Source organism: Labilithrix sp. (assembly GCA_019637155.1).
Lineage (GTDB): Bacteria > Myxococcota_A > Polyangia > Polyangiales > Polyangiaceae > Labilithrix.
On sequence record JAHBWE010000029.1, the window covers coordinates 1 to 24,852 of the forward strand.

The 24,852-nt window shown below is 71.5% G+C and carries 21 protein-coding genes; 12 read left to right on the top strand and 9 right to left on the bottom strand.

Translation table 11 applies throughout. The features are described from left to right. The 5 genes from KF837_41270 to KF837_41290 all read right to left on the bottom strand — a co-directional run. Nucleotides 1-2,851, bottom strand: a 2,851-nt coding sequence (locus KF837_41270) for a hypothetical protein (protein ID MBX3233827.1), incomplete at its 3' end; no start/stop codon positions are given. Then, nucleotides 2,848-5,808 (bottom strand): protein kinase, encoded by a 2,961-nt coding sequence (locus KF837_41275; GenBank protein MBX3233828.1) that lies wholly within the window; start codon nt 5,806-5,808, stop codon nt 2,848-2,850. The genes KF837_41275 and KF837_41270, both read right to left, overlap by 4 nt. A gap of 104 nt (nt 5,809-5,912) precedes the next feature. Continuing rightward, nucleotides 5,913-8,465 carry an HAD-IC family P-type ATPase gene (locus KF837_41280; GenBank protein ID MBX3233829.1) on the bottom strand — a complete coding sequence of 851 codons (2,553 nt, stop codon included), beginning with the start codon at nt 8,463-8,465 and terminating at the stop codon, nt 5,913-5,915. Between the two features lie 8 nt (nt 8,466-8,473). After that, nucleotides 8,474-9,676 (bottom strand): aspartate aminotransferase family protein, encoded by a 1,203-nt coding sequence (locus KF837_41285; GenBank protein ID MBX3233830.1) that lies wholly within the window; start codon nt 9,674-9,676, stop codon nt 8,474-8,476. Between the two features lie 35 nt (nt 9,677-9,711). Next, a complete protein-coding gene (locus KF837_41290) occupies nt 9,712-10,479 on the bottom strand; it encodes a hypothetical protein (protein ID MBX3233831.1) in 768 nt (255 codons plus the stop codon). Between the two features lie 76 nt (nt 10,480-10,555). On the opposite strand from KF837_41290, the gene KF837_41295 reads away from it, so the two are divergent. Both KF837_41295 and KF837_41300 read left to right on the top strand, forming a co-directional pair. Beyond that, nucleotides 10,556-10,744, top strand: a complete 189-nt coding sequence (locus KF837_41295) for a hypothetical protein (protein ID MBX3233832.1) — start codon at nt 10,556-10,558, stop codon at nt 10,742-10,744. Nucleotides 10,745-10,769: 25 nt separating this feature from the next. Further along, nucleotides 10,770-11,336 carry a Uma2 family endonuclease gene (locus tag KF837_41300; GenBank protein MBX3233833.1) on the top strand — a complete coding sequence of 189 codons (567 nt, stop codon included), beginning with the start codon at nt 10,770-10,772 and terminating at the stop codon, nt 11,334-11,336. Here the strand turns inward: KF837_41300 and KF837_41305 are convergent. Both KF837_41305 and KF837_41310 read right to left on the bottom strand, forming a co-directional pair. Next, on the bottom strand, nt 11,315-12,121 hold the full coding sequence (locus KF837_41305; GenBank protein ID MBX3233834.1) for an HAD-IIB family hydrolase: 807 nt from the start codon (nt 12,119-12,121) through the stop codon (nt 11,315-11,317). The two genes, KF837_41300 and KF837_41305, sit on opposite strands and share 22 nt — an antisense overlap. Before the next feature lie 9 nt (nt 12,122-12,130). Beyond that, nucleotides 12,131-13,324, bottom strand: a complete 1,194-nt coding sequence (locus tag KF837_41310; GenBank protein MBX3233835.1) for a class I SAM-dependent rRNA methyltransferase — start codon at nt 13,322-13,324, stop codon at nt 12,131-12,133. Nucleotides 13,325-13,484: 160 nt separating this feature from the next. Here KF837_41310 and KF837_41315 point away from each other — a divergent pair, with 160 nt between their 5' ends. The 3 genes from KF837_41315 to KF837_41325 are packed head-to-tail and all read left to right on the top strand — an operon-like array spanning nt 13,485 to nt 16,681. After that, nucleotides 13,485-14,324: an outer membrane beta-barrel protein gene (locus KF837_41315; protein ID MBX3233836.1), complete on the top strand. Its 840-nt coding sequence runs from the start codon at nt 13,485-13,487 to the stop codon at nt 14,322-14,324. After that, complete coding sequence (gene lnt / locus KF837_41320; protein ID MBX3233837.1) at nt 14,302-15,846, top strand: apolipoprotein N-acyltransferase; 1,545 nt, start codon at nt 14,302-14,304, stop codon at nt 15,844-15,846. The genes KF837_41315 and lnt overlap by 23 nt, the downstream gene beginning before the upstream one ends. Next, nucleotides 15,833-16,681, top strand: coding sequence for a hypothetical protein (locus tag KF837_41325; protein ID MBX3233838.1), 849 nt, complete (start codon nt 15,833-15,835; stop codon nt 16,679-16,681). The genes lnt and KF837_41325 overlap by 14 nt, the downstream gene beginning before the upstream one ends. 376 nt (nt 16,682-17,057) lie before the next feature. Here the strand turns inward: KF837_41325 and KF837_41330 are convergent, their stop codons facing one another. Next, nucleotides 17,058-17,372: an HU family DNA-binding protein gene (locus KF837_41330; protein ID MBX3233839.1), complete on the bottom strand. Its 315-nt coding sequence runs from the start codon at nt 17,370-17,372 to the stop codon at nt 17,058-17,060. A gap of 308 nt (nt 17,373-17,680) precedes the next feature. Beyond that, nucleotides 17,681-18,247 (bottom strand): rRNA maturation RNase YbeY, encoded by a 567-nt coding sequence (gene ybeY / locus KF837_41335; GenBank protein MBX3233840.1) that lies wholly within the window; start codon nt 18,245-18,247, stop codon nt 17,681-17,683. Nucleotides 18,248-18,536: 289 nt separating this feature from the next. On the opposite strand from ybeY, the gene KF837_41340 reads away from it, so the two are divergent. The 7 genes from KF837_41340 (at nt 18,537) to KF837_41370 (ending at nt 24,850) form a co-directional block, all read left to right on the top strand. Beyond that, nucleotides 18,537-19,265 (top strand): glycosyltransferase family 2 protein, encoded by a 729-nt coding sequence (locus KF837_41340; GenBank protein ID MBX3233841.1) that lies wholly within the window; start codon nt 18,537-18,539, stop codon nt 19,263-19,265. A gap of 130 nt (nt 19,266-19,395) precedes the next feature. After that, entirely contained in the window at nt 19,396-20,802 is a 1,407-nt protein-coding gene (locus tag KF837_41345) for a hypothetical protein (GenBank protein ID MBX3233842.1), read from the top strand. Between the two features lie 200 nt (nt 20,803-21,002). Then, the gene (locus KF837_41350) at nt 21,003-21,557 is read left to right on the top strand and encodes an outer membrane lipoprotein carrier protein LolA (protein MBX3233843.1); all 555 of its coding nucleotides are present in this window, start codon (nt 21,003-21,005) and stop codon (nt 21,555-21,557) included. Nucleotides 21,558-21,619: 62 nt separating this feature from the next. Beyond that, nucleotides 21,620-22,012: a hypothetical protein gene (locus tag KF837_41355; GenBank protein ID MBX3233844.1), complete on the top strand. Its 393-nt coding sequence runs from the start codon at nt 21,620-21,622 to the stop codon at nt 22,010-22,012. Nucleotides 22,013-22,041: 29 nt separating this feature from the next. Continuing rightward, the gene (locus KF837_41360; GenBank protein MBX3233845.1) at nt 22,042-22,626 is read left to right on the top strand and encodes a GNAT family N-acetyltransferase; all 585 of its coding nucleotides are present in this window, start codon (nt 22,042-22,044) and stop codon (nt 22,624-22,626) included. Between the two features lie 34 nt (nt 22,627-22,660). Continuing rightward, complete coding sequence (locus KF837_41365; protein MBX3233846.1) at nt 22,661-23,785, top strand: OmpA family protein; 1,125 nt, start codon at nt 22,661-22,663, stop codon at nt 23,783-23,785. Between the two features lie 6 nt (nt 23,786-23,791). Next, nucleotides 23,792-24,850, top strand: a complete 1,059-nt coding sequence (locus tag KF837_41370) for a hypothetical protein (GenBank protein ID MBX3233847.1) — start codon at nt 23,792-23,794, stop codon at nt 24,848-24,850. Nucleotides 24,851-24,852 lie beyond the last annotated feature (2 nt).

Genomic DNA, 24,852 nt, shown 5'->3' on the forward strand with positions numbered 1-24,852 from the left:
CGCGCATCTGCGACGACGGCGGACCCACGCGCGCGGCGGGCTTCGCGTTCGGCGGCGACGCGGCGGGAGACTCCGCCGGGACCGGCACCGTGCCGCCCGCGGCGGCGGCCGCGACCTGCTTCGGCGCGCTCATCGCAGGACGCGAGCCGGACGCGAGCGACGCCGACGGACCGGACGAGGACGCCGCCGGCGCCGAGAGCATCGACGAGGAGGCCTTCTGCCAGGCCCCGCCCTTCGCCGCCATCGGGCTCTTCTTCTGCCCCTTGAACGAGAACTGTCGCGTCACCGCGAGGGTGTAGACGAGCGAGGAGACCGTCTCGTCGTCCGCGATGCGGCGCTTGAAGAGCTCGTGGAGCGGCATGCTCTCGGCCCGGATCGCGTCGAGCACCTTCTGCTCGTCGGGCACCGCGGCGAGGTTGCCGAGGTCCGACTCCGCGTGGACCGCGAGCGGGTGTTTGCCGATGCGATTGAGCGTCGCGCGGACGCGGCTGCGATCGGTCCAGTGGCGCACGCTCGCGAGGATCGGATTGAGCGGATGCGTGACCGCGATCTCTCCGCCCCACTCCGAGAGCAGGTCGACGTCGCGGTAGAACGAGTACTCGATCTCCGGCGCGAGGTTCGCGACGTGCGCGATCTTGCGGAGGAGCTGGCCCTCGAGCGCCCACGCGAGCGCGTCGCGCGAGACGAGGTCGTGCCCGACGAGGTACTCGCCGAAGAGGAGCTGCATCCGCTTCGCCCCGGCGACCGCCTGCTCGACCGCGTTCTCGTCGAGCGAGCCGTCGGCGACGAGCACCTCGCCGAGCAGCGCGACGCTGTCGCCGAGGCGGACCTTCGACGGCACGCCGTTCACGAAGTAGATCGTGTCGTCGATCGTCTGGCCGCCGCCGGTCCCCTCGAAGACGACGCTGCCGGTGAGGCCGTGGTCGAGCATGTAGACGAGGACGTGCGGGATCGGCGTCGCGGCGAGGTTGCCGCGCGCGGTCGGCTCGCGCGGCGTCGTCGAGATGCGCGCGGGCGGGGCGCTCTCCGGCGCGCCGGCCGCGCCTTGCGGCTGGAACACGGTGCGATCCGGGCGATCGGCCTCGCGCGGCGGCATCGACGGCGGCGCGAGCGGCTCGTTGATCATCCGCCCCATCGCCTCCGCGACGGCCGAAGGCGTGGACCCGATCGACGGGACGGACTGGTAACCAGGTTGCTCCGCCTCGCCCTCGCTCTCCGCCGCGGCCGGCCCCGACCACGACGCGAACTGATCCGCGTACTGCTCCGCGACGCTCTTCGAAGGGTCGTTCTTCGGCGGGTCGTTCTTCGGAGGCACCGCGGTCGCGGTCTGCACCGGCTCCGCGCCGCCGTCGTCGTGGCTGACGTCGCCGTCCGAGTCGGGGCCCGCGCCGTGCCCGTCGTCGGCGGTCGGCATGCCGGCGAGGCCCTTGTTCCAGCCGTCGATCGCGAGCACGCGGAGGACGTTGCGGCGCGGGTCCTGCGCGACCTCGAGCTCCATCGGCTGCGCGTACTGGACGTTGTTCGCGTCGGCGAGGAGCATGACGCGCGGCTTGTCGCCGAGCCCCCTCGCCCCGCGCGTGACCTCGGCGATCTCGCCGGTCTGGAGCTGCACGATCGTCCCGATCGGCAAGAGCCCGAGCGCCGACACGAGCATGCGGAGCACGGTGCGGTCCTGCGCGTCGGTCAGCTCGTTCGCGAGCATCGCGACGGCGTAGTCGGTCGTCGGCGGCGGGAGACCAGGCTCCGGGGTGAGAAGATCGTTGTAGCGCCGCGCGACCGCGATGATCGTCGCGTGCAAGGTCGGCGCGCGCACGCCCCAGTACACCGGGCCGAGCCACGTGCGCCGGCGGAGCCAGAGCGACTCGAACGCCAGCACCGTGCGCGTGATCGACGGCTCGTTGACGCGACCGAGCGCGGTCAGGACCGCGGCCGCGCCGGCGGCGAGCCGGTCCTCCTGATCCTCCGAGAGCGTGGTCGGCCCCGCCATCCCGGGCATCGGTCCGCCCTGCGCCCCGGCGAGCGCGAGCGCGCGCGGCCGCGCGACGTCGTGCATCATCGCCGCCATCGCGATCTGGGAGAGCGCGATGCGGCTCGAGGTGGTCTCCTTCGCGATCGCGACCGCGAGAATCGCGGTATTCACGGCGCGCCCGGCTTCGTCGAAATTCGCGTTACGCACCTCGGTGACGCCGAGGTAGGAGGCCGCCTGCGCGTCGGAGAGGTCGACGAGGCTCTGCGCGATGCGCTTGATGCGGCGCGGGAGGACGTACTTGCTCGCGGAGAGGTCCTCGAAGAACCGCCGCATGATGACGACGGCGGACGCGTACGCGCGGACCATGCGCTGATCGGGCGACAGGTCCTCGAGCTCGATGCCGCGGAGGCGCGCGGTGTCCGCGACCTGGCGCAGCTGCATGCTCCGCGGGAGCCGCACCTGCGCGGCGTTCCCGGAGCGATGCATGATCGAGATCTGCTCCGCGAACTGGTGCAGCTCCTCGCGCGTGATGTCGCGCGCGATGTGGAGCTCCGAGCCGCCGAAGCGCTCGAGGATCGCGCCGAGGTCGGTCGCGGCTTCGTAGGCGCCGCGGTTGCCCTTGAGGAGCTGCCCCGCGACGAAGGTGGCCTTCTCCGCGAACAGCACGCTCACGTTGGAGCCCGATCGGAGGCCGTACTCCCCGATCATCTGGTGCGTCTGCTCGAGCTGCCGCACGAAGGCCTGGTTCCCCAGGTCGTGCATCTGCGCGAGCTTCACGAGCCGGTAGATCGCGACGACGACGCCGCTGCCGAGATCGCGCGCGTGCTCGCGCCGGACGTTCTCGCCCGCATCGTTCGTCACGATGTCGAGACGCATCGTCATGCGATCGCGGCCCCTTGCGGCTGCGCGAGGCGCTGCCCGATGCGCTTGGCCGCGTTGGCGGCGGCCATGCGGGTCTCCTCCGAGACGCCCCAGCGCGCGTTCGCGATCTCCTGGAGCGCCATCGCGGTCGGACGCGAGCGCGAGAGCTCGCCGAGGAGCTCGGCCGCCATCGCGCGCGTGGCCTCGCGCTCCTCGCTCGTGAGCACGCCGCCCTTCTTCGCGAGCTCGAGGAGCACCGGCTCGCCGCGCTCCGGCGAGAGCACGACGCAGGCGCGGAGCAGCTCGCGGCGCTCGTCGTTGCCGAGCTCGTTGAAGCCCTTGCCGTTGATCACGCGCGCGATCGACGGCCACGCGTTCCGCATGCCGTAGCGCACGCTCGTGCGGAGCGCCGCCATGCGGACGAGCGCGGAGCTGTTCTCGAGGAGGGCGGAGACCTCCTTCTGCGCCTGGTCCGGGTTCGCCGCGACGAGCACACGAGCTTCGACGCGGACCCCGACGTCCTCTGACTGCGCGAGCTGGCCGAGGACCTGCCGCGCGCCGGGGGACTGCATCCGCCCGAGGAGCTGCACGATGTACGCGCCGGTGTCGGGATCGGCCCCCGCCGCCGCCTGCCCGAGCTCGGCCTCGCGCCCGCCGGCGTGGCGTTCGATGTAACCTGCAAGCAACTGGCGGACCTGCGGGTGCCCCACTTGGCGGAAGGCCGCGAGGACGATCGCGAACTCGTTGCTGGAGAGGCCCGGGAGGACGTGGGCGAAGGCCTCCGCCCCCGAGGGGTCCTCCTTGAGCCGGGTGAGGAGGAGCTCGAGCGTCTCTCCGCCGAACATCGCGTTCGTGAGCGCGGCGGCGAGCTTGAGCTGGTTCTCCTGCCCTTGCACGCGCGCGCGCAGGCGCTCGATGACGGCGAGGTTGATCTGCACCGCGACGGTGAGGCGCCCCGCGACGATGAGGTCGGCGGCGGAGCGGCGGAGCGAGGCGAGGACGAGCGGCGCGTCGCGATGCGCGGCCGAGTCGAGGTATCCCTCGACGAGCGCGTCGACGAAACGCTCCGCCCACACGTCGTGCGTGAGCTCGAAGTGCGGCGCGAGGTGGGCCTTCGTCTGGTCGTCGAGCGCGAACGGCGAGCGCTCCTTCTGCTTGCCGAGCGCGGCGTCGTCGGTGTTGACGACCATCGCCTGCGCCTCGAGGCGGTCCATCTGGTTCTTCGCCGCGGCGTCGGCGAGGTGCTCGATCTGATCGGTCTCTCCGTAGAAGGCCTCGCGCTCGGCCGCGTCGCCCTCCGCGAACGCGTCGACGGTGTCCCACTTCACGTGCGTGAGCGACTTCTCCCAGAGCGCGGCGGCGAGGTCGTCCTCGGGCGGGAGGTCGCGCCCCGGATCGAGGAGGAGCAGCACGAAGAGCTCCCGCAGCTCCTCGAGCGTGATGCCGGCCTCGACGCGGAGGTTCCGGATCCCGCACGCGAACAGGTTGTACGGGATCGCGTCGTACGGCGCGGTGGGCTCCCAGACCGTGTGCCCGAACGCCATGAAGTTGTACGGACGCACCGTCCAGCTCACGAGGGTGGGCATCTTCGTGAGCGCCTCGGTGAAGCCGTCGAACGCGATCCGGAGCGCGCGGTCGGTCGCCGGGTGCGCCCAGCCGAGCTGGCGGACGCTCGGGAAGAGGCGATCGCAGTGCTTCATCAAGTCGCGCAGCGCCTGCACGCGCGGATCGGACTCGGGGACCTCGCCCGGGCCGAGCGCCGCGGGCACCGCCGGCGACTGCGACTGCATCGGCGAGAAGCCGCCGAGCATCGGATCGAACGCCGGCGCCTGCTTCGCCGCGACCGGAACGGGCGGGGGCGGCGCGGGCGCGACGGAGATGGCCGGCGCGGCCGCGGCCGCAGCCGCCATCGAGATCGACGGCGCCGGCTGCACGGGAGCCGCCGGCCCCGCCGGCGCGGCCGCCTTGAGCGAAGAGACGGACGCCTGGCCGACGGAGCTGCTGAACGCTTGCTGGAGCGAGGGCGGCAACTCCGGCGCGGGCGGCGCGACGACCTCCTGCGGTCGCGGCGGCGGACGCCCGAAGAGCGGAGCGACGCCCTGACCCGGCATCAGGTCGATGAGCGCCTTCTGCATCTCGCGCGCGTCCTGGTAACGGTTGCGGCGATCCCACGCGAGCGACTTGTCGATGACCTTGATCAGCTCGATCGGGAGATGGGGCGCGAGGCGGGCGACGGAGGGGACCGGCTTCGTCGCGGCCATGACGAGCGCCTCCTGCTCCGTGCGGCCGTTGTTGATGCGGTGGCCGGTGATGAGCGCGTGCATCATCGCGCCGACGGAGAAGAGATCGGCGCGTCCGTCGAGCTGATCGACGAGGCCCATCGCTTGCTCGGGCGACATGTACGCGGGCGTGCCGAGCGCGGTGCCGGTCGCGGTGCGCTCGCTCGTGGCGTCGCGCATCTGGGCGACGCCGAAGTCGAGCACGCGGATCTCGTCGTTCTCCTTGAGGATGAAGATGTTCGCGGGCTTCAGATCGCGGTGAATGACCTTGATCGCGTGGCACGACGCGAGGCAGTCGAGGACCTTCTCGCAGATCTGGAGGACGCGGCCCGCGTGCATCGTGCGGCCGCTCTTTTTCCAGGCGTCGCGCACGGTCTCGCCTTCGAGGAGCTCCATGATCAAGAACGGCTCGCCGCTCTCGGTCATGTCGTCGTCGAGGACCTGCACCGTCGCGCCGTGATTGACCTTGTTGGAGACGTAGGCCTCGCGGAGGAAGCGCTCGCAGATCGTCTTCTCGCGCGCGAAGTCGGTGTGGAGGATCTTCAGCGCGGCGCGCTGACCGTTGCGGTGCGAGGCCGCGTACACGGCGGCCATGCCGCCGACGCCCAAGAGGGAGTCGATGGTCCACTTGCCCTTGATGACATTGCCGACCCGCGCGTTGGGGCCGCCGTCATCACCACCTTTCGACTTGTTGGCCACCGCGAAATCACCCCACTAGGGCTCGTCACAGGATATCGAGATGGCCCGGCCGAGGACACTTTCATCTGCGCGTTTCCCCCGAGGTAGGCAGGTGTGGGGTCGAGTCAGGCCGGCGCAGCCCCGGATTCTCGGGAAATCGAGAGGATGAGCACGGCGGACATCACGCCGAGGACGGGGATCGCGACGGGAGGAGCGATCCCGAAGGCGAGCGCCAGGCTCGCCGCCGCGGAGGTCAGGCCACCGACCAGGACCGCCGTGCGCGCTCGATCGCGCGCCGCGCGCGGGACCGTCAGCGCGAGCGCCGCGTCGCGGACGTCGTCCGACGCGAGCGCGACCGCCCACTCGCCGGGAGCGGCCCCCGCCGCCTCCATCGCGATCGAGACGTCCGCCGCGCCGAGCGCGCCGTCGTCGGTCGACGCGTGACCGATCGCCGCGACGACGCGCCCGTCGTCCGCGAGCGCGCGCACCTCCGCGCCGCGCTCGGAGGGGAGGATCTCGGGGCGCACGTGCTCGATGTCGAGCGATCGCGCGATCGTCTCGCTCGTGTCGCGCGACTCGCCGCTGAGGAGCACCGGCTCGATACGTGCATCATGCAAGCGTTGAACGGCCGCCCGCGCGCCGGCGCGGAGCCCGTCTTGCAGCGCGAGGACGCCGACGAGGCGACCGCCGAGCGCGACGAGGAGGACGGAGCGACCTTCGGCCTCGAGCGCCGACGTGCGCGCGTCGGCGATCGCGACGCTGACCTTCTCCTGCAAGAGGAACGCGCGCGAGCCGACGATCACCTTGTCGCCGTTCGCCGCGAGCGCGGTGACGCCGAGGCCGGAGTGACCGAGCGCGCTCCGCACGTTCTCGGGGCGGACGCCGCGCGCGCGCGCCTCGCGCAAGACGGCGGAGGCGAACGGGTGGCTCGACGACATCTCCGCGCCGGCGGCGAGCGCGAGCACGCGCGCGATCTCGGGGCTCGGCGGCTGGGAGGAGCGGCCGATCCGCGGCTCGGAGCGCCACACCGCGTTCGTCGCGACGCCCTCCTTCGTGATCGGCTCGACGGCGACGATCTCCGGCTCGCCGAGGAGCACCGTCCCGCGCGAGCAGAGCACCGCGACGTCGGCGCGCGCGGCTGCGTCGAACGCCGCCGCGTCCTTGTAGACGATGCCGCGCCGCTGCGCGGAGGCGTGCCCGCGCGCGTGGGCGAGCCCCGCCGCCGCCGTCGCCGCGAACGCGCCGAGCGCGAGGCCGGACGCGGCGGCGGCGACGATCACGTCGAGCCACGAGCCGTTGTCGGCGTAGACCGCGGCCGCGACCACGAGCGCGGCGATCGGCGCGCCGCGCTCCACGACGCGCCGCGCGAGCACCACGAACGGCGACGCGACGTCGATGCGCGTCGCGGTCGCGCTCACGAGCCGGAGCCAGGCGCGCTCGGAGCCGGAGAACGTCGTGTTGATCCGGAGGCGGCCGCTCACGACGACGGCGCCCGCGACGACGGCGTCGCCCTCGCTCTTGCGCAGGAGGGCCGGCGACTCGAGCCACGGCGCGACGTCGGCGTCCCCCGCCGCGACGATGCCGTCGACCGGGATCGTCTCGCCTACTTCGACGACGACCTGCTCGCCCGGCTTGATGTGCGCCCCCCCTTCCTCGATCACGCCGTCGCCGCGCACGACGCGGGCCGACACCGCGAGCGCGGTCCGCACCCGCGCGCGGACGGCGAGCACGTCCTTCCGCGCGCGCGCGAGGAGCACGTCGACCGCGAGCGCGCCGGCCGCCGCGACGCCGACGAACGAAGCGTGCGCGATCGCGTGAGGATGACGGAGCACCGTCGACGCGCCGGCGGCCGCGGCCGCGACGACGATCGGCAGCGTGACGACGAGCGACGAAGGCTCGCCGTGCTCGCGCGCCCCGAACGCGCGGCGCGCGACGAAGACGAGCGCCGCCGCGAGCGCCATCGGCAAGCGCAAGAACGCCGCCGCGTCACCGGCGAGCCCCACCGCGGGCGCGAGGACGCCGAGCACGATCCCGACGTACGGCACGAGATCCGCGCCGTCCGTCTCCGCACGCTCCGCGCGCTCGGCACGCTCCGCGCGCTCGGCACGTGAAGGCTTCTCCTCCTCGCTCTCCTCGGCCGCCAGCGGCTCCGGCTCCTCTTCGGGCTCGCCCTTCCACGCCGGCGCCTTCGACCACCGCGTGCTCTCGCGTCGCCGCTTCGCGTCCTCCTTCGGCGACCGCAGCGTCTTCGGCGTCAGCTCGAGCGCGGGCTCCGACTCCGGCTCGAGGAGGCTCCGGCGCGACGGCGGCGGCTCGGGGAACGAAGGCGGCGGCTCGGAGAACGGCTCCTCTTCTTCTTGAGGCTCGGGTTCTTCTTGAGGCTCGGGCTCTTGGTGCTCCGGCTCGTCCGGCTCCTCGACCGCGACCGGCGGAGGAGGCGGCGGCTGCTCGCGCACGTGCGAGACGGGCGGCGGCTGCGCGGTGTGCGCCTCGAGCGAAGGGCGCTTCGAGAGCACCTCGACGAACTCGGCCTTGCACTTGGCGTCGCAGAAGTAACGGAAGACGCCGTCGAGGATCGCGACCTGACCGGCGCGGAGCGCGTCGATCGGCTTCCGGCACGCTGGACAAAGGGAGGCCGATGTCGGTCCGCCTTCCCCCGATCGTGCGCGTCCCTCCATGACCGCGCTCAGCTCGGCGTCGAGAGGACCTTGCGAACGATGTCGACGCCCTCGGCGATCTCCGCCTCCGAGATGACGAGCGGCGGCGTGAACCGGAGCACGCGCTCGCCCGCGGCGGTGAGGAGGAGCCCCGCGTCGGCGATCTTCGGCAGCACGTCGCGCGCGAGCATGCCCTGCTTGAGGATGAGGCCGCGGAGGAGGCCTTGCCCGCGCTCGCCTTCGCAGACGTTCGGGAGGTCCTTCGCGACCGCGGCGAGGGCGGCGGAGAGCTTGTCGCCCTTCGCCTTCGCGCCGGCGACGAGCCCCTCCTCCTCGATGATCTCGATCACGGTGAGCGCGGCGCGGCTCGCGAACGGGTTGCCGCCGAAGGTGGAGCCATGGGTCCCGGGCGGCAGCGCGCCCGCGAGCTCCTCGGTCGTGAGGAGGCAGCCGATGACGGCGCCGCCGCCGAGGCCCTTCGCGAGCGCCATGAGGTCCGGCTTGATCTTCACGTGCTGGTGCGCGAACCACGCGCCGGTGCGGCCGATGCCGGTCTGCACCTCGTCGAGGACGAGGAGCGCGCCTCGCTCGGTGGTGAGCGCGCGGAGCGACTCGAGGAACCCGGCCGGCGCGGGGAGCACGCCGCCTTCGCCCTGCACCGGCTCGACGACGATCGCGGCGACCTCGTCGGTCATCACCTTCTTCACCGCCTCGAGGTCGCCGTAGGGGACGTGGACGACGCCCTCGACGCAGCCGAAGCCCTCGCGGTACTTCGGCGTGCCGGTGAGGGAGACGGCGCCCATCGTGCGGCCGTGGAACGCGTTGTCGAACGCGATGAACTTCGTGCGCTTCTTGTCGCCCTTCGCGTAGAAGTGGCGGCGCGCGAGCTTGAACGCGGCCTCGTTCGCCTCCGCGCCCGAGTTGCAGAAGAACGCGCGGCCCATGCCGCTCCGCTCGCAGAGCGCGTCGGCGAGGAGCACGTTCTGCTCGTTGTAGAAGTAATTGCTCGTGTGCATGAGCATGCCCGCCTGCTCGGCGAGGGCCTTCACGAGCTTCGGGTGCGCGTGCCCCACCGAGCACACCGCGACGCCGGCCGCCATGTCGAGCCAGCGCTTCCCCTCGACGTCGAAGAGCTCGCAGCCCTTGCCGCGCTGGAGGATCATCGGCGCGGGCTTGTAGTTGGGATAGAGCCGTTTCTGCGCGAGGGAGAGGAGCTCGGAGCCTTTGGACATGGCGCCCGCACCCTAGCGCACCGGCCGCCGCGGAGCTACGTGCCGGAAGCGAGAACCGTCACCGGCGTGCGCATGTAGACGTGCTGGCGGGCGCGGTTGAAGCGGACGCCGATCACGTTCCCCGTTTTCAGCTTCTCGAGCGTCTCGTCGCCGACGAAGACCGTCTCCGCGTCCTGGAACGTCTCGCTCCCGTCGTCGGGCGTGACCTCGAAATGAACGACCGCGATGTGCGCGTCCTCCTCGAGCTTGCGAACCACGCCGCAGCGAACGATGCGTCCCTTCCCCGACGCGCCGAACGCCGCCGTCCACGTCGACGTCGCCTGGCGGAAGAACCCGAACGCGCGGAGGACCAGGACGACGATCGGGAAGACGATGATGACCTTGAAGATCGACGCATACGGCACGAGGAAGACGAAGAGCACCACGAGCCCCACGCAGAAGAGCAGCGTCAGGAACGAGAGGAACATCCCCCGCGCGGTGAGCGGGAGGTGTTTGGTCAGCTCGTAGTGCGACGAGAGCACGAGCGCGTCGATCGCGGCCTCCGCCTCGCCGCGCGGCATCGCTCCGATGCGCATGTAATGCGTGATCGCCTCCTCGCGCTTTCCGTCGAGGAGGAGGGCCTTCACGGTCTCGATGTCGGCGACGGAGAAGCCTTCCGGCGTGAGCGACGCGGGCACGCCGGGCTGCGTCCGCGTCACCGAGAGGCTGCGGTTGCAGTAGACGCAGATCGCGTGGAGCGTGCCCGGCGGCACGTTCACCGGCGCCCCGCAGTTCGGGCACAGCGACACCGTCACCCTCGCCATGCGCCCACGCTACATCAACGCGCTACGATGGGTGCGTGCGACGTGCGCTCTTCCTCTTCCTCGGCGGCCTCGCCGCGTGCACCGCCCGCGCTGGATCGCGATCACGTGGGCGCCGTCGATCGCGACGCACCACGAGGCGATCAAGCCGTCGCGCGACGTGGTCGCGGAGCTCGCGCGAACCTCCGCCCCCGGCGTCACGGGCGCGGTGCTCGACGTCCGCCGGATGTCCTACGGCGACCTCGACGACGAAGCGCCAGCTGACTAGCGCGAGTGCTACGATGACCAAGCTGATGGCCCAGCGCGCCTCCACGCGGCACCGCTACACCTACGCGGAGTACCTCGCGTACGAGCGCGACAGCGGCCTCAAGCACGAATACGAGGACGGGGAGATCACGGCGATGGCGGGCGGCTCACGCCGCCACAACGCGCTCGCGCTCCGGGTCGGCGCCGTCCTCGACACCGCGCGATCGCGTGGCTGCCTCGGGTTCCAGTCCGACCAGAAGGTGCGCGTGCTCGCGACGGGCAAGGCGACGTATCCGGACGTCACGGTCGTGTGCGGCCCGATCGAGGGCGATCCCGCCGATCCCGACGGCCCCACCATCACGAACCCCACCCTCCTCGTCGAGATCCTCTCTCCATCGACCGAGGAGGAGGACCGCGGGAACAAGTGGCGTCACTACCAGCAGATCCCGTCGCTCCAAGAGTACCTCCTCGTGAGCCAGGACCAGCGGGTCGAACGCTACCGGCGACTGGCCGGCGGCGCTTGGGAGTACACCGACACGACGAAGGGTGGTGTCGAGCTCTCCGTCGGAGTCACCCTCGACCTCGCGTCGCTCTACGACGCGCTCCCTCCCTGACGCCCGCCACGCTTCGCGAGGATCGCGCGCGCGATCTCCGCGAACCCCGCGCCGCGCTCCGCCGCCGCGATCCAGCGCGGCGGGACGCTCAGCTTCGAGACGAAGGGCCTCACGTTCGCGACCCCGAACGTGAGGCGCAGCGCGGCGAAGCACGCCGCGTCGTTCGGGCTGTCGCCGACGAACGCCCACGTCGAGACGACGCGCCCCGGGTCCTCGCCGAGCCGCGTCCGCGCGAAGCGGAGCGCGCCCGAGGCCTTGTCGTCGCGCTCGTACGACGCGTGGAGGTGCACCGTCGATCGCGTCGTGCGCGCGCCCGCGGCGACGACGAGCCGCCCCAACATCGCGACGCGGTCCTCCGCGACGACGACGCGCTCGCCGATGTCCCACGTCACGTCCGACCTCCGCGCGCGCACGTCGTCCGAGAGCACGAGGTCCGGCATCGCCTCGCGCACGGCGCCGACGAGCGCGTCGAGCCGCGCGCGCCGCTCCGCGAACCCCTCCTCCGTGATCACAGAGGCGCCCTTCCCCGCGCGCACCACGAACACCGCGCCGTTCTCCGTCACCGCGCCGTCGATCGGCCAGTTTCGCACGAAGACCTCGGCCCACCCGCTCGGCCGCCCCGTCACCGCGACGAGCGGAATGCCTGCATCATGCAAGTCCCACAGCGCGCCGTACGCCTCGCGCTCGAGCAGCCCGTGCGTGAGGAGCGTGTCGTCGAGGTCGAAGAAGACGCCGCGGAGACCGGCGACGTCCTCGCGCGCGAGCGAGGCGAGCGGCCTCACCATTTCACCGTTTCACCGCGGCTCGATGCGCGCGACGAGGGCCTTCAAGTAGAGGCCTTCGCCGAACGCGGCCGGCACCGGGTGGTCGGGCCCCTGGAACGCGCGCTCCACCACGAGCGCGCTCACGTTCGCGCGGACCGCGCCCGTCGCGAGCGCCCGCGTCAGCGCGGTGAGGTCCACCGCGGCGGAGCAGGAGCACAAGACGAGGAGCCCGCCTGGCTTCGTCGCGCGGCAGCCGAGCTCGGCGAGCTTCGAGTACATGACGAGCGCCTGCTCGCGCGCGCTCCGCGTCGGCGCGAGGCGCGGCGGATCGACGACCGCGATGTCGTAGACGCCGTGCGCGCTCTGCATCACGTGCCGCGCGTCGTTGCGCTCGAACCGGACGCGCTCGGCGAGCCCGTTCGCGCGCGCGTTCTCGGCCGCGATCTCGATCGCGAGCGCGCTCTCGTCGACGCACGTGACCTCCGCCCCCGCGCGCGCCGCGGCGAGCCCGAAGGCCCCGACGTACGAGTACGCGTCGAGCACCTTCTTCTTCGCGACGCCGCCGGGCACGTGCGCGAGCGCCTCGACGCGCGCGCGGAGCTCGCGCTGATCGAAGTAGAAGCCGGTCTTCTGCCCGAGCGAGAGCGGGATCTTCCACCCGATGCCGCGCTCGGTGAACTCGAGCTCGGTGACCTCCACCGCCCCCCGCACGACGCCGCTCGCGGCGGTGAAGTGCTCCGCCTTCGCCGAGCCCGCCGGCGTCCGGTCGACGATCGCGCGCGGCTTCATCACCTGCCCAAGCGCCTCGAGGACGAGGACCTCGCGCTGCTTCATCCCTGCGGTGAGGAACTGCACGGAGAGCACGTCGCCGCAGCGATCGACGATGAGCCCCGGCACGAGATCGCCCTCCGCATGGACGAGGCGGTAGCCGGTGGTCTGGTCGGACGCGCCGAGGCCGATCGACGCGCGGGCGGCGATGGCGCGCTCGAAGCGATGGCGGAAGAACCCGGTGTCGAGCGGCGCCTTCGGATCGCGGGTGAGGAGGCGGACGGGGATCGCGGAGCCGGGCGAGTAGAAGCCGCGACCGAGGAAATTCCCTCGTGGATCGACGACGTTGACCTCGTCCCCGCGGCTCGCGCCGCCCTCGACGCGATCGATCGCCTGCGCGTACACCCACGGGTGGCCGGCCCAGACGGGCTGAACGTGGCCGGGCTTGAGCCTCACCGTTGCCAAGGCGGCCGCCTTCTAGCACGAGAACCTGATGTCGTGCGGACGTGAACCACCGGCCACAGCCGCGACACGCACCCCTCGATTTCCCGCTGTTTCCGGAGGCCGGTCGCCGTTGCCCCGTGGCACACCGGGTGCTTTGCTTGAAGGACACCTCATGAGCCTCAAGCGCGTCGTCAGCTCGCTCACCTTCGTCTCGGCGCTGGCCGTCCCGGCCGTCGCCGCCGCCCAAGAACCGAAGAAGGACTGCGAGCCCGGCAGCTGGTTCTGCGGTGACACGCAGGCCCAGCCCGCGAACAAGGACAACCTCGACCCGCTCCCCACGGAGAAGACGGACACGACGCCGGCGGAGACGAAGCCGTCGTCGCCGCCGCCTCCGGTCGTGGTCTACCAGCCGCCGCCTCCCACCGTGGTGGTGCAGGCGCGCGAGGCGCCGGCCCCGTACTACTACGTCCCGAAGAAGGCTCAGCCGAAGAAGGAGTGGGGCCTCAACCTGCACATCGGCGGCGCGATGCTGGGCAAGGGCCGCGACGACAACGCGGGCCTCGGCATGGCGGGCCTCGGCCTCCGCTTCCGCCCCATCCCGCAGGCGGCGATCGAGGGCAACCTCGATTTCGCGGCCGGCCGCGACTACAACGGCTACCGCCGCAACGAGACGGCGTTCACGGTCAACGGCCTCATCTTCCTGAACCCGAAGAACATCACGCAGGTCTACCTCCTCGGCGGCTTCGGCTGGTCGGGCGCGAAAGCGACGGACGACCGCGCGGGCTACGACGCGATGGAGTACAGCTACGGCTACTTCGGCATCCAGACGGGCATCGGCCTCGAGTTCCGCCTCTCGCGCGCGATCGCGCTCAACGTCGACCTCCGCGGCCTCGTCCGCACCCGCATCGACGACGACAAGCGCCGAAACCCCGAGTTCGTGTCCGGCGACGGGAAGTCGACGAACACCTCGGGTGCTGGTCTGATCACGGGTGGTCTCACGTTCTATTGGTGACGCGCGCGCGCGCCCGCGCCCACGCTACGACCGTCGCGACCTGATCGCGTTCGCGAGCGGCCTCGTCTTCGCCGCGTCGACGCCGCCGATCGACTTCACGCCCGGGATCCTCGTCGGTCTCGGGCTCTTCGCGTCCTCGCGCCCGACCGCGCGCCGCGGCTTCCTCTTCGGCTTCGCCGCGAACCTCGAGGCGCTCCGCTTCGTCCCGGAGGTCATCGCGCGCTTCACCGATCTCGCGCGTCCGCTCGGCTGGCTCGCGCTCGTCCTCCTCTCCGCCGCGCAAGCGCTGCCGTGGCTCGCCGGCGGCGCGCTGACGAAGCGCCTCACCGAGCGCCGCGGCGTCCCGAGCGCGCTCGCGTTCGCGATCGGCGTCTACGTCGCCACGCTCGTCCCCGCGATCTTCCCGTGGACCCCCGCCGGCGGCATCTCGGGCTGGCCGATCCTCCTCCAGACCGCCGAGGCCGTCGGCGAGCGCGGCGTGAGCTTCCTCCTCGCGCTCGGCTGCGCGCTCGCGGTCGAGGCGCTCGCGACGCGCTCGCGCGCCGCCGCTGCGCTCGGCGCGGCGACGTTCACGCTCCTCCTCGCGTACGGCGCGATCCGCATGCGCGCGATCGACGCCGAGCGCGCGGCCGCGCGGCACGTCCGCGTGGCGCTGCTGCAGCCCGACTTCGACGCGATGATGCGCACGGAGCGTGACAGCGGCCCGCCGATGATGGCGCGCCTCGGCGCGCTCACGCGCCATGCAGAAGAGCAAGGCGCCGAGCTCACGATCTGGCCCGAGTCCGCGTACCCCTACACGCTGAAGCACGGCCTGACGCGCATGCCGCGGGACCATCGCGCCATCCACGCGACGCGCCCGGTCCTCACCGGCGCGTACCTCACGAAGGGCAACGGCGTCGGCACGAACTCGGCGCTGCTCGTGACGCCCGACGGCGCGGTCGCGCGCTCCTACGACAAGCGGCACCTCCTCTGGTTCGGGGAGACGGTCCCGCTCGCCTCGCAGCTCCCGGTCCTCCGCCGCGTCTTCGCGCGCGGCACGGGCCTCGACGCGGGCACGGAGAGCGTGCCGCTCGTGACGGGCCCCATCGTCGCGTCGGTCCTGAACTGCTACGAAGACACCCTCCCGCTCGCGGGCCGCGAGGCGATGGCGCCGCGCCCGAACCTCCTCGTCAACGTGACGAACGACGCCTGGTTCGCCGGCACGGCGGAGAGCGAGCTGCATCTCCGCACCGCGGTCCCGCGCGCGATCGAGACCCGCCGCGACATGGTCCGCGCCGTCAACCGCGGCCCCACGACATGGCTCGACGCCAACGGCCGCATCCTCCGCCGCGCCGAGAGCGAGCCCGGCCTCGGCCCGTCCCCGCCCCTCCTCGCCGACCCCGCCCTCCTCGACCGCCCCCTCACCCTCTACACCCGCGCCGGCGAAGCCCCGATGCTCATCCTTCTCGTCGCGACGGTGCTCGGCCTCGTATTAAGACGCAGAGCTGCAAACCTGAAGAGGACAAGCCATGGATGCCCTTGACGCCGACATCGTCGATATCGCGCTCCAAGACGGACGGACCTTGTACGTGCTCGCCGTGTTCGAGCCCACCCCAGACGCGTGCTTCAGCGCTCTCTATCGTCACTCCCTCGACGAGGAGAACGCGACGCCCGTCAGCCCCGTCTTCCACGCGAGCACCTGGCTCACCTGCGTCCGGCCGCTGCGCGAGGGCGTCGCGCTGGGCACCGCCGACGGCGAGCTGGTGCTGGCGCTCCCCGACAGCGACGTCGACGTGGTCGAAGCGTCCGCGCGCGCGATCTCGGCCATCGTCGAGGACAACGACACGCTCATCGCGACGACGACCGCCGGCGAGGTGCTCGCCCTCCGCGACGGCGAGCTCGCGCGCTGGAAGACCGGCGGTCCGGCCCTCTTCGCGCTCGCATCCCTGGACGGAGCGCTCTGGGTCGCAGGCGACAGCGGCTACCTCGCACGACGCGACGGCGACGACTGGCGAGCGTTCGAAACGAAGACACAAGAGACGCTCAACGCCCTCGTCCAAACGCCGGAGGGCGTGCTCGCCGTCGGCAACAACGGATCGCTCGTGCTCGTGCAAGGCGACCGAGCAACGCTCGAAACGGCGGGCCAGCTCAAGCTCACCCGCGCCGCGCGCTGGCGAGGAGAGACCTTGCTGGCAGCCGGCGTCGACGGCCTGCGCCAGCTCGGAGCCGCGAGCCGCATCGTTCGCGAAGGACCCTGCCACGCCGTCGTCGCGGGACCGACCTACCTCGCGGTCTCCGGTGAAGGCACCGTCTTCGTGAGTCGAGACGGCGTCGAATGGCAGTCGTTGCGGCACTCTCGTCCCGCCCCACTCGACTGAGCGAATTGTTCTTCAGGACGTTGCACTGGCGTCTTCCCACCTGGAACCTCTTCGCATGCGGCGCTGCAACCGCCTTCTGACCGACGAGGTCCCGCCGCCACTCTCCGCCTCCCCCACCCCCCTCGCACGGCCACACACCCCCAGCAAGCTGCCCAACGAAGCCTCGCCGCCAGCCCATACACCGCAGCGTTGGAAGTCCCGCGACGGCGCCGCTAGACGACGGACGCCGACGCACGACCCCAACGCGCAACGCCGCCAAAATGGCCGGGCGGCGCGACGCGAGCACCCCAAATGCACGGCGGGCGCTCGTCCTGGTGGACGGCGCCCGCGGTGGCGTGATGTTGGCGCAGGTCGCTGGGAGACCTGCGTCAGGGGATCACTGGATGAGGTCCTTGAGGGCCTTGAGCGCCGTGGCGCGGACCTTCTTCGACGCCGGCTTCGCCGGGAAGTCCTGCATCTGGCCCGTGAAGGGGTTGCGGCGCTGGCCGGCCGGGATCGCCTTCTTCTTGACCGTCTTGAGCTTGAGGAGGCCGGGGATCACGAACTCGCCCGGGCCACGGGGGCCGAGCTGCTTCTTGATGAGATCCGTGAGGCCCTCAAACACCTTGGAGACGCTCTTCTTGTCGAGATCCGAGTAGGTCGCGATCTCACCAATCACTTGAGCCTTCGTCATGCGCTTAGCAGCAGCCATCTTCCAATCCTCCTGTCGAGAGCCATCACCGAACGTCGAGAAGACGCCGGCGCACAGAGCTTTTCAATCACGGGACCTTTTCCGGATTTCGTCCTCGCCTCATCGGAGAGGGGAGCCGGAGCGGACCGTGCGGGAACCCGTTTGCAGCCCCCGCGACCCGCTCGAAACCGGGCGAAATCGCGGTACGCACGATGGTTAACACCCACGGTTCCATCCCCGCAAGGGAAATTCGCCGAGAAAGTGCGTTTTTTTGTGAGGCACGATCGACGCGGTGCGTATTTTTTCGGTCTCGCATGCGTCCCGACGCATCATCCTTTCGGTGAGCGGCGAGCTTTCAAGCCACGAGTTGCTTGGTCTTTCTTCGGTCCGGCACCGGTCCGGACCACATGCCGTTTCGAGGTGAGAGCCGCCTCGCCTCTTCCCTTTGAGGCGCGGCCCTCGGTCCGACGAGCCGGAGCTGCGGCAAGACAGAGGCGCTCGGTCTCGGCGGTCATGCGGCGATCCTTCGCCGGGGTGTCGTGGTCCCAGCCGAGGAGGTGGAGGAGGCCGTGGGCGGTCAACATGGTCACTTCCTCGAGCACCGTCTTGCCCCTCTCCGCGGCCTGTTTCCGCGCCGTGGGAACGCTGACAATGACGTCACCGAGGGCATCCCCCGCGAGCTCGGCGAAGTCCCCTTCACGCATCGCAAAGGCGAGCACGTCGGTCGGGCGATCTTTGTGGCGATAAATCTTGTTCAGCTCGTGGATGCGATCGTCGTCAGTTAGGAGGAATGAAACTTCGACATTCTCCAATTGAAGCTCAGACATCATCGCATTGATACGACGAACCACCTCCGCACGCCCAACCCCCGGATGCGGCCCCCGCTCGAACGTCACGCTAACCCGCACCCTCCCCGCCCCGCGCGCCCCATCGCCACCACGCCCACGAACATCGGCACCACGATCTCCCCCACCAGCACCGCGAGCATTCGCATCAACGCGCCCGCGCTTCGCGTCCCCATGCTTCGCGGCCCCACGCTTCGCGTTGCTGTGGTTCGTGGGGCCGGTCGCTTGGGTTGCCGGGGCGGGGGGGCGCTTTGGCTTCGTGGGGTGCGATCGCATGGCGCCGACGATACGACGGGCTTTGCGTGCATGGTGATCGTTGTGCAAGAGTCGGAGAGAACCGATGAGCGACGCGTGTGTGATCGTCCCCGCGCTGGATGCTGCGGCCACGCTCGGTGCCGTACTCGACGATCTCCACATGCACATGCCCGCGCTCGAGGTCGTCGTCGTCGACGACGGATCGCGCGACGACACGGCGCGCATCGCGCGCGAGCACGGCGCGACGGTGATCGCGCACCCTACCAACCTCGGCAAAGGCGCCGCCCTGCTCGCCGGACTGGAAGAAGCCCGCGCACGCGGCAAACGCGTCGCGCTGACCGTCGACGCGGACGGTCAGCACCCCGCCGCCGAAGCAAAGGCGCTCCTCGAGGTCGATGCCCCCGAGCGCGCGCTCGTGCTCGGCGTGCGCGACCTCGATCGCGACGGCGCTCCGCGCGCCAATCGGGTGTCGAACGGCATCTCGAACTTCTTCCTCTCCCGCTTCGCGCAGCGAACGCTGCACGACACGCAGTGCGGCCTCCGCCGCTACCCCGTCGCGGAGACGCTCGCGCTCGGCGCGCGCGGCCGCGGCTACGACTTCGAGGCGGAGGTGCTCCTTCGCGCGCTCTGGTCCGGCATGACCGTCGTCGAACGGCCCGTCCGTGTGCTCTACCCCGACGACCGCATCACGCACTTCCACGTCGCGCGCGACCCGTGGCGCATCATCCGCACCGTCGTCGCCGCCCTCGGCGACCACTGGCTGCGAGCGCCACACGACCACGCGTCGTCAGGGCACGACGCGAGCGGTGCATGATCACCCGCCGTCGTCACCGTGCTCCTCTCCTCCCGCCGTTCGGAGCAGCGCGGAGCAGAGCGTGAGCGCGTCGGCCGACTCCGCCGCGGAGGCTCGGGCGGAGGCTCCGGCGAGGGCCCCTCGGCGATGGGTGCGGAGGCTGCTCGTCGGGGCGGCGGTGGTGATGCTCGCGCCGGTGATGGCGCATCTCGCGATCGGGCCGCTGACTCGGATCGAGCCGCCGACGCAGGACACGCCGCGGTTCACGATGCAGGAGCGGGACGACGTACGGCGGGCCCAGCGCGGATGGAGCGCCGTGCGCGGCGTGCGGCTCGTGTACCTCGCGGGGACGCCGGAGGAGATCGGCGCGCAGCACACCGCGCTGCTCTACGACCGTATGGCGGAGGACGAGCGCGTGCTGTGGGACGGGTTCGCTGAGCTCGTCCCGCTCTCGCCGGCACGGACGCTCCTGTTCGACATCGGCCGCGTGCAGCACCGGCACGTGAGCGACAACTTCCCCGCGGAGCGGCGGCGCGAGATCGGCGCCCAGGCGAACGCGTTCGTGCCCGATCCGTACGCGTCGCTCCTCCCGACGTACCAGCGCATGATCACGCTCCACGCGCTCTACGACATCGCGCTCGGGTTCGAGCGCTCGCCGCTCCTCGCGTGCACCGCGTTCGGGATCGCCCCGCCCCAGAGCGCGGACGGACACGCGTTCTTCGCGCGCGCGTTCGACTTCGAGGCGGCCGAGGTCTTCGATCAGGACAAGGTCGTCTTCATCGTGGAGGAGCAAGGCGCGATCCCGTTCGCGAGCGTCGCGTGGCCGGGCTTCATCGGCGTCGTCACCGGCATGAACGAGGAAGGCGTCGCCGTCGCGGTCCACGGCGCGCGCGCGCGAGAGACCTCCACGACCGGCATGCCGGTCCCCTTCTCGCTCCGCAACGTCCTCTCGAAGGCGCGGACCGCCGAGGAGGCGATCGCGCTGCTGAAGAGCGAAGACGTGATGGTCTCGCACATCGTCTACGTCGGCGACGCGAGCGGGAGGTTCGTCGTCGTCGAGCGCGCGCCCGGCGTGCCCGCGTTCGTGCGTCCTTCGAGCGCGATCACGAACCACTTCGAGGGACCGCTCGCGGGCGATCCGAAGGACGACGAGGTCCGCAAGACGACGACGACGCTCGAGCGCCGCGCGCGCATCGACCAGCTCCTCGCGAAGGTCGACCCCGCCTCCGCGACGAAGGAGAGCGTGCTCGCGATGCTGCGCGATCACGAGTGCGCGGCGGAGCCCTGTCCCGCCGGCGATCGCCGCAGCATCGACGCGTTCATCGCGACGCACGGCGTGATCGCCGACCTCACCGCACGCGAGCTCTGGGTCTCGGAAGGACCGCGGCTCTCCGGTAAATTCGTGAAGGTGAAGCTCCGCGGCGAAAGGAACGACGCCCCGCCCGCCGACGTCGAGGAGCTCCCCGCCGATCCGGCGCTCACCGACGGCCGCTACACCGAAGGCCGCGCGCGCGCCGGCGGCCCGCTCCTCGGCGCAAAGAAGGGAGCGGCCCAGTGACGCGCCGCCCGACGACCGAGCAACGACGCCTCGGCGAAGTGAGCCGCGCGCGAGGCCCAAGAGGAATATGCATCTGCATCCTTTTGACGTCGGCCCTCGCCCCCGCCGGACTCGCGCACGCCGACGCGCCGCTTTCGGAGCGCGGCGTTGCGACGTCGGGGCTCGCGGCCGCGGGAGACGATGCGGGGGCGCGGGAGGTCGTGGATGGGGCCAAGCTCGATGCGCTCCTCGCGGATGTCGCGAAGGCGCGGAAGGGGGTGACGAGCTTGCGGGCGGGGTTTCGGCAGGAGCGAAAGCTCACGCTGCTCGCGACGTCGGTGGTGTCGAACGGCGAGCTGATCTTCGTCGCGCCCGATCGCCTGCGATGGGACCTCGCGGCGCCGGATGACATCGTCTACTTCGTCGGGCCGGAGGGGCTCTCGTACAAAACGAAGTCGTCGTCCGCGACCGTGCCGGCGCAGGGGGCGAGCGTCGCGCGCGCGCTCGCCGACGTGCGGGCGCTCCTCGGCGGCGACCTCGCCGCGCTGCGCGATCGGTACGTCCTCTCCGCGACGCGCGGCGCGAGCGACGTCGAGATCGGAGGCGCGGCGAAGGACCCGAAGGCGAGCGTCCGCGCGTTCACGCTCGTGCTCGAGCGCGGGCTCGTGAACCCCGTGCGCGCGAAGCTCCTCGAGGGCAAGAGCGACAGCGTCGAATTGCAGTTCAATAACGTCGTCGTTAACGGGCCCGTCGACCCCGCGAAGATGCGTCCGTAACTTGGCCATCGGGCGCGCGGTCGAGCATCGTCGGCCGCGTCATGGCCGAAGCCGCACAGACGATCGAGACGATCGAGAGCCCCGAGTCGAAGCGTCCGCCGAAGGAGCGCCGGCGCCATCGCGTCTACGTGACGCGCAACACCGAGTATCACTTCCGCGACGGGTTCTGCGTCGCGGTGCGCGACCGCCGCTCGGGCGACTTCCTCCCCGGGCACCTCGCGGTGCAACGGCGACTGCACGGCGGGCTCAAGTTCTTCGCGAACGGCGCGATCGTCCCCAACGCCGGCGATCCCAAGCCGGGCGAGGCGCTCTACTTCGCCGCCGACGGACGCGATCTCGTGACGAGCCCGCTCGAGAGCATCGAGCGTCCGGCGAAGGCCCTCGTCGAGGCCTACCCCGAGCCGCCGCGCCCGCCGCCCGTGCCGACGCGGATGAAACGCCACTCTGCTAGCTGAGCGCCGAACAAACGATCTACGCTCTCCGCGTGCTCGCCGTTCCGCCGCGCTCCGAGGTCCGGTTTCGTCCGGTGGAGACGAAGCGGCTCCAGCTGTTCCCGCTCGATGCGACCGACACCCGTGAGCTGTGGAGCGCGGTCGAGAGCTCGCGCACGCACCTCGAGCCGTGGCTGCCGTGGGTGCCCTTCAACGCCGACCTCGACTCGAGCGGCCGCTACGCCGAGGCGAGCGCCGCGGACTGGGACGCCGCGCGCGCCACGCGCTTCTCGATCCGGGACAAGGGCTCCCATCGCTTCCTCGGCGTGATCGGCCTCGAGTCGTTCGCGCACCTGCACGAGAGCGTCGAGCTCGGCTACTGGCTCCGCGTCGACTCGTGGGGCAAGGGCCTCATGACCGAGGCCGGAAGGGCCGTGCTCGACTGGGCGTTCGGGTCCGTCAACGCGCATCGCGTGCGCGTCGCGGCGGCGACGGACAACCACCCGTCGCTCGCCGTGATCGGACGGCTCGGCTTCCGCTTCGAAGGGATCGCGCGGCAGGCCGAGCGCGTGAACGGGCGCTGGCTCGACCATGCGGTCTTCTCGCTCCTCGTGACCGATCCGCGCCCACGCGCTTAAAGCCCGCGCCATTTCGGCCGTTCGATCGGGTGCCATGCAGCGCCCCGTCACCGCCCTCTCCTTCTTCCTCTTCATGCTCGGAGGTGGAGGAGCCGCCCTCGCGGCCGAGCCGGTCCGCGTCCACGTCGGCGCCGGCGCCGCGCACGCCGTCGGCGGCGCGCAGGTGAGCGAGTTCTCCGCCGGCGGCGCGGGCGACGCGACGGTCGAGGTTCCCGCGACGTCCCGCTTCGGCGTCCAGGCCGGCGTCGGCGCGGTCGTGCTCGGACAAGGTGACGCGGCGAGCGATCCGAACCTCGCGCGCACCGGGACCGGCGTCGCGTTCGTCGGCACCGCCGGCGTCCGCCTCCGCGCGTTCGGCGAAGGACGCCCCGGCGGACCGTGGATCGACTCGAACATGGGGCTCGCCCACACCGGCGGCCTCACGCGCCCCGCCGTCGGCGCGCACGTCGGCTGGGACTTCCGCGTGTCGTCCGGGAGCCGGATCGACGTCGGTCCCTACGTCGGCTACACGCAGATCATCCAGCCGGACTCGGCGCTGCGCGGCGACGACGCGCGCATCCTCTCCGCCGGCCTCGCGATCAGCCTCGGCGCGAAGGAGCGGCCCAAGGCCGTCGCGCCGCCGCCGGTCGAGGCGCCTCCTCCTCCGCCGCCTTTGCCGTCGCGGCAGGACCGCGATCCGGTCGAGCTCGCGGAGGCGTACGACGCGTGCCCCGACGGCGAGCCCGTCTCGGCGGAGGGCTGCGTCGGCGAGATCCGCATCTTCGAGGACCGCATCCTCCTCGAGGACGTCATCCACTTCGAGTTCGCGAGCGCGAAGATCCGCGCGAACAGCTTCCGCGTCGTGAAGAAGCTCGCGAAGTTCATCCTCGATCACGACGAGATCGTCGACGTCAGCATCGAGGGGCACACCGACGAGATCGGCACCGACGAGTACAACCGCGTGCTCTCGGTCGAGCGCGCGACCGCGATGCGAGAGCTCCTCATCTGGTTCGGCGCACCGGCGAAGCAGCTCCGCGTGATCGGTCACGGCAAGTCGCGCCTGAAGATCGTCACGCTGAAGGCCGAGGAGTCGAACCGCCGCGTCGAGCTCTTCGTCACGGTCACGCGCACGGCGGTCACCGGCGGCGCCGCCGCGTCCAACGGAAAGAGCTCGAGGTAGTTGGTCATGAATCGGTCGTTCGTCCTTTCGCTGTCTTTCTTCCTCGGCGCCTGCAGCGCGGAGAGCGCGCTCGTCGGCGGGGAATGCCGCCCCGGCACCTCCGCCGAGTCGGGCCGCTGCCTCGCGCCGCCCGCGACGACGATCGTGCCGGGCCCCGCCGCGCCACCGCCCGCACCGCCGGCCGTCACGCCAGCGCCGAGCACGCCGTCTTCGTCATCTTCATCCTCGTCTTCGTCGTCGGGCAGCGTCGCGCCCGAGCCGGAGCCGCCGGTCGTCATCGTGACGCCGGAGCCGGAGCCGACCACGTGCGCGGACGGCTTCGTCGCGTGCCGCGGCGGGTGCCTCCGCGTCGACGCGGACGGGCAGAACTGCGGCGCGTGCGGGCGCGTGTGCCCGTCGAACATCTGCGTCGCCGGCGTCTGCCAGGGCGCGACGCCGGGCGACGTCGTCGTCATCGGCCACGACATGGCGGCGGCGCCGTCGTTCTCGACCCACGCCAAGGTCTTCACGAACGCGGTCTCGATCCCGAAGACCGATCCGCTCCGCGTCCTCGCGTTCGAGGCCGACACGACCGACGACGTACGCCAGAAGACGCGCGCGCTCACGGTCGCGAGCAACCCGTCGCGCGGCGTGCGCTTCGCGGTCGCGACCGCGCCGGAGGCGCTCGAGGACCCGAACCTCTACGCGAGCTGGGACGTCGTGCTCGTCGACGGCGTCGCGACCGCGAACGCGGCCGCGTTCGGCGCGCGCTGGAGCTCCGCGCTCGACACGTTCACGAAGCAAGGCGGCGTCCTCGTCGCGCTCGACGACGGCCGCGGCGACCTCCCCGCCTTCTTCGACGCGACCCCGCTCCTCTCCCTCGGCGCGCGCGTCACGCTCGCGCCCGAGACGCCGCTCACCGTCGCGGCCCCGAACGACGTCGTCGGCGTGCACCTCCTCTCGCCGTACGCCGCCTTCGGCCGCGCGATCGCCTACGACGTGCTGCCGTCGGCGAACGTCACCTGGGTCGTCACGACCACGGCGGACGACGTCCGGCCGACCGTGCTCCACAAGGTCGCGCGGTGAGC